General features: G+C 70.9%; 3 protein-coding genes. All 3 read left to right on the forward strand.

All coding sequences use genetic code 11. From position 1 onward, the window contains the following. The coding region (locus E6J59_04390; protein TMB22202.1) for a phosphorylase at window positions 1–3,581 on the forward strand (3,581 nt) is incomplete at its 5' end. Window positions 3,582–3,832: 251 nt separating this feature from the next. Then, a complete protein-coding gene (locus tag E6J59_04395; protein ID TMB22203.1) occupies window positions 3,833–4,102 on the forward strand; it encodes a hypothetical protein in 270 nt (89 codons plus the stop codon). 336 nt (window positions 4,103–4,438) lie between these two features. Continuing rightward, window positions 4,439–4,731, forward strand: a 293-nt coding sequence (locus tag E6J59_04400; protein TMB22204.1) for an RNA-binding protein, incomplete at its 3' end; no start/stop codon positions are given.

Consider the following 4,731-nt stretch of genomic DNA (forward strand, 5'->3'; position numbering starts at 1 on the left):
TCGCGACGACGCTCGAGGTGGTGGTGTCGCCCGAGGACGACGCGGAGGTACGTCGGGTGACCATCACGAACCTCGGCGGGCGGACCCGCCAGATCGAGCTGACCTCGTACGCCGAGGTCGTGCTCGCGCCGCCGGCGGCCGACGCGGCCCATCCCGTGTTCTCGAACCTCTTCGTGCACACCGAAGCCGACCCGGTGGGGAACACCCTCCTCGCCACCCGCCGCCCGCGGTCCCCCGAGGATCCGCCGGTCTGGGCAGCGCACGTCGTGGCGGTCGACCAGCACACGGTGGGTGGCATCCAGTACGAGACCGACCGGGCCCGGTTCCTCGGCCGCGGGCGCAGCATCCGCACGCCCATGTCGGTGATCGACGGCCGCCCGCTTTCCAACACCGCGGGCCCCGTGCTCGACCCGATCTTCAGCCTGCGGCCGCGCATCCGGCTCGCGGCCGGCGCCAGCGCGCGCGTCACGTTCTCCACCGTGGTGGCCGCCACGCGGGAGGCCATCGTCGCCCTCGCCGACAAGTACCGCGATCCGGCGACCTTCGAGCGCGTGGTCACGCTCGCCCGCACCCAGGCCCAGGTCCAGCTCCGCCACCTCGGCATCGAGCCCGACGAGGCCCACCTCTTCCAGCGCCTCGGCAACCGCATCCTCTACGCGGACCCGTCGCTGCGGCCCTCGCCCGAGGTGCTGCGCCGTGCCAGCGGCGGCCCGTCGGCCCTCTGGCCGCACGGCATCTCCGGCGACGTGCCGATCGTGCTGGTGCGGATCGACGACGCCGACGACCAGGAGATCGTCCGTCAGCTCCTGCGCGCGCACGAGTACTGGCGGCTGAAGCAGGTCGCCGTCGACCTCGTGATCGTGAATGAGCAGGGCGCCTCCTACGCCCAGGACCTCCAGGCGGCGCTGGAGGCCCTCGTCCGGTTGAGCCAGTCGAAGCTCGGGCACGAGGAGCACCGGCCGCACGGGGCGGTGTTCATCCTGCGCGGGGACCGGCTCTCGCCCGCCGATCGACTCGTGGTGCAGAGTGCCGCACGGATCGTGCTGCTCAGTCGCCACGGCACGCTCTCCGAGCAGGTGGCGCGCGTGGAGCCCACGGAGGCCGCGGCGTCAATGCCGGCCATGCGGCGTGCCAACGCCCGGCCTGCGCCCGAGGCGGCGCCGCCGCGGCCGGATCTCGAGTTTTTCAACGGCCTCGGCGGCTTCGCGGCAGACGGCCGCGAGTACGTCACGGTCCTGGGTGAGGGGCAGTGGACGCCGGCACCGTGGGTCAACGTGGTGGCGAACCCGAGCTTCGGCTTCCAGGTCTCCGAGTCCGGCAGCGGCTACACCTGGTCGGTCAACAGCCGCGAGAACCAGCTCACGCCGTGGTCGAACGATCCAGTGAGCGATCCGCCGGGCGAGACGCTCTACATCCGCGACGAGGAGAGCGGCGAGCTCTGGGGCCCGACCGTCCTCCCGATCCGCGAGGAGGCGTGGCCCTACGTCGTCCGGCACGGCCAGGGCTACAGCCACTTCGAGCACACCTCGCACGGAATCATGCTCGACCTGCTCCAGTTCGTCCCGCCCGAAGACCCGGTCAAGGTGTCACGGCTGACTATCGAGAACCGCTCCGGCCGCCCGCGGCGGCTCTCGGTCACGGCGTACGTCGAGTGGGTGCTGAGCGTCTCCCGCAGCACCTCGGCGCCACACCTGGTCACCGAGCTCGACGCCGGCAGCGGCGCGCTGCTGGCGCGGAACCCGTGGAACCCCGAGTTCGCGGGCCGTGTCGCGTTCGCCGACCTCGGCGGGCGGCAGACCGCGTGGACCGGTGATCGCACGGAGTTCCTCGGCCGCAACGGCACCCTCGATCACCCCGCAGCCCTCGAGCGCGGCCGCCCGCTCTCCCGCAGGGTCGGGGCCGGCCTCGACCCGTGCGGTGCGCTCCAGGCGACGGTCGAGCTGCCCCCCGGGGGCCACGCGACCGTCGTCTTCCTCCTCGGACAGGCGGCCACCGCCGAGGAGGCGCGCACGCTCGTCACGCGCTACCGAACGGCCGACCTCGACGCCATCCTGCACGCCGTCACCACGCGCTGGGACGACATCCTCGGCGCCGTGCAGGTGAAGACCCCCGACCGGTCGATGGACGTGCTCCTCAACCGCTGGCTCCTTTACCAGACGCTCGCCTGCCGCGTCTGGGCGCGCTCGGCGTTCTACCAGGCCGGCGGCGCCTACGGCTTCCGCGATCAACTCCAGGACGTGATGGCGCTCGCGGTCTCGAAGCGCGAGGTGGCGCGCGAGCACCTGCTGCGCGCCGCCAGCCGCCAGTTCGTCGAGGGAGACGTGCAGCACTGGTGGCATCCGCCGTCGGGCCGCGGCACGCGCACGCGCATCTCCGATGACGTCGTCTGGCTGCCCTACGCGACCATCCATTACCTCGACGCGACGGACGACCTCGGCCTGCTCGACGAGGTCGTCCCCTTCCTCCAAGGGCCCGCCCTCGCCGCCGGCCAGGGGGAGGCGTACTTCGAGCCCGGCCTGGCGCGCGAGCGGGCCACCTTCTTCGAGCACTGCGCTCGGGCGCTCGACCGCAGCTTGCTCGTCGGGAGCCACGGGCTTCCCCTAATGGGCACCGGCGACTGGAACGACGGCATGAACCGCGTCGGGCAGGCGGGCATGGGCGAGAGCGTCTGGCTCGGCTGGTTCCTGCACACCACCCTCCGGGAGTTCGCTCGCCTTGCCGAGCTGCGCGGCGAGCACCAGCGCGCCAACGCCTGGCGCCGGCACGTGACCGCGCTCCAGGCGGCGCTCGAGAGGGAGGGCTGGGACGGTGACTGGTACCGGCGCGCCTACTTCGACGACGGCACGCCGCTCGGCTCGGTCACCAACGAGGAGTGCCGCATCGACTCGATCGCGCAGTCGTGGGGGGTGATCTCGGGCGCCGCCGACCGCAGCCGCGCGGCCCGCGCCATGGCGGCGGTCGAGGAATACCTGGTGCGCCGCGGCGACGGCCTGGTTCTGCTCTTCACGCCGCCCTTCGATCACCCGCCGCGTGATCCGGGCTACGTGCGTGGCTACCTCCCGGGCGTGCGCGAGAACGGCGGCCAATACACGCACGCGGCCCTCTGGGCCGTGCTCGCGTTCGCGGCGCTCGGCGACGGCGACAAGGCGGGCGAGCTGTTCGCGATCCTGAACCCCATCAACCACACCAGCACGCGCGCCGGCGTCCACCGCTACAAGGTGGAGCCCTATGTGGCGGCGGCCGATGTCTACGCCGAACCACCGCACGTGGGCCGTGGCGGCTGGACCTGGTACACGGGCTCCGCCGGCTGGATGCATCGCGCCGGCATCGAGTGGATCCTGGGCTTCCGCGTCCGGGGCGGCGCGCTTCACCTCGACCCGTGCATCCCACGCGCCTGGCGCGGCTTCGAGATCCGCTTCCGCCACCACTCGGCCAACTACGAGATCACGGTCGAGAACCCCGGCGGCGTGACGCGTGGGATATCGCGCGTCGAGCTCGACGGCGCGCCGCTTGCGGGCGGCGCGGCGATCGCGCTCGCTGACGACGGCGCGACGCACCGGGTGCGCGTCGTGCTCGGCTGACCCGACCACGGCTCTCACTGGATCGACCTCGGTCGTTCTTTGACGCGGCGACTGCAATCGTCGTACAGATGGCTTCCGCCATCGAACGGAGGCATCCATGGGCGACAAGTCACCCAAGTCGAAACAGCGCGGCCAGAAGCAGAAGGACGCCGCCAAGGCAGAGGGCGTGGCCGCGGCGAAGTCCAAGCAGGACAACCAAAGCCAGCCGATTCCACCCAAGGGCAAGAGATAGTCCAGACAGGGAGGCAGCGATGAAGACCGTCAGCAACAAGACTCAGCGGCCCCTGAGCGTCCCGTTGCCCGGCGGTAAGACCCTACATCTCGGCCCTGGAAAGACCGGACAAATTTCCTCGAACGCCGTCGAGCATGCGCGGCTCAAGCAGCTCGTCGACGCCGGGGAGATCGAGATCCTCGACGAGGGCCCTCGGCCCACCGACGCAGCCGGGGGCGGCAAGAATCGCCGAACCACGATTCCAGGCCACACTTCGGGCAGCGGTATTCGCCGCAGCGGTGACCGCTGAACCCCGGCGCACAGGGGCGCATCTCGTCGTGTCCCATCCGCGGCAGATCGTGTCGATTGGGGACACCGTGGAAGTCACGGTGGTCGCGCTTCCGGCGAGCCGAGCTGGCCATCGGTGCGCCGTCGTCCGTGGGCGTGGCGCTCGCCCGACTTAAGACTCGGAGCCCCCATCGTCGAGGATCCGAGGGTTGCGCAGCGGACGGAATGAGACGATAAGGGGTTCCGTCCTCTTGTTTGCGCGCGATCCCCTCCGTCGCTTCCCTCCGACGATCTCGGCTTCTCGCTCAGGCAACTGCGACAAAATCAAGAGTCGCCCCGTAGGGGGCAGGAGAATGCTATGGGCAAGAAGATATTCGTCGGGAACCTATCCTTTGACACCACGAGCGCGGACCTCGAGACTCTGTTCTCCGAAATGGGGACGTGTGAGTCGGCGACCGTGGTCACGGACCGCGATACCGGTCGCTCGCGTGGCTTCGGCTTCGTCGAGATGAGCTCGGCGAGCGAGGCCGGCAAGGCCATCTCGAGTCTGAACGGCCGCGACGTCGCCGGCCGGCAGATCAACGTCAGCGAGGCGAAGCCGCGCGAGGGCGGAAGCGGCGGACAGTCCCGTAGCGGCGGCGGGTTCTCGGG

The sequence above is a fragment of the Deltaproteobacteria bacterium genome, assembly GCA_005879795.1.
Lineage (GTDB): Bacteria > Desulfobacterota > Binatia > DP-6 > DP-6 > DP-6.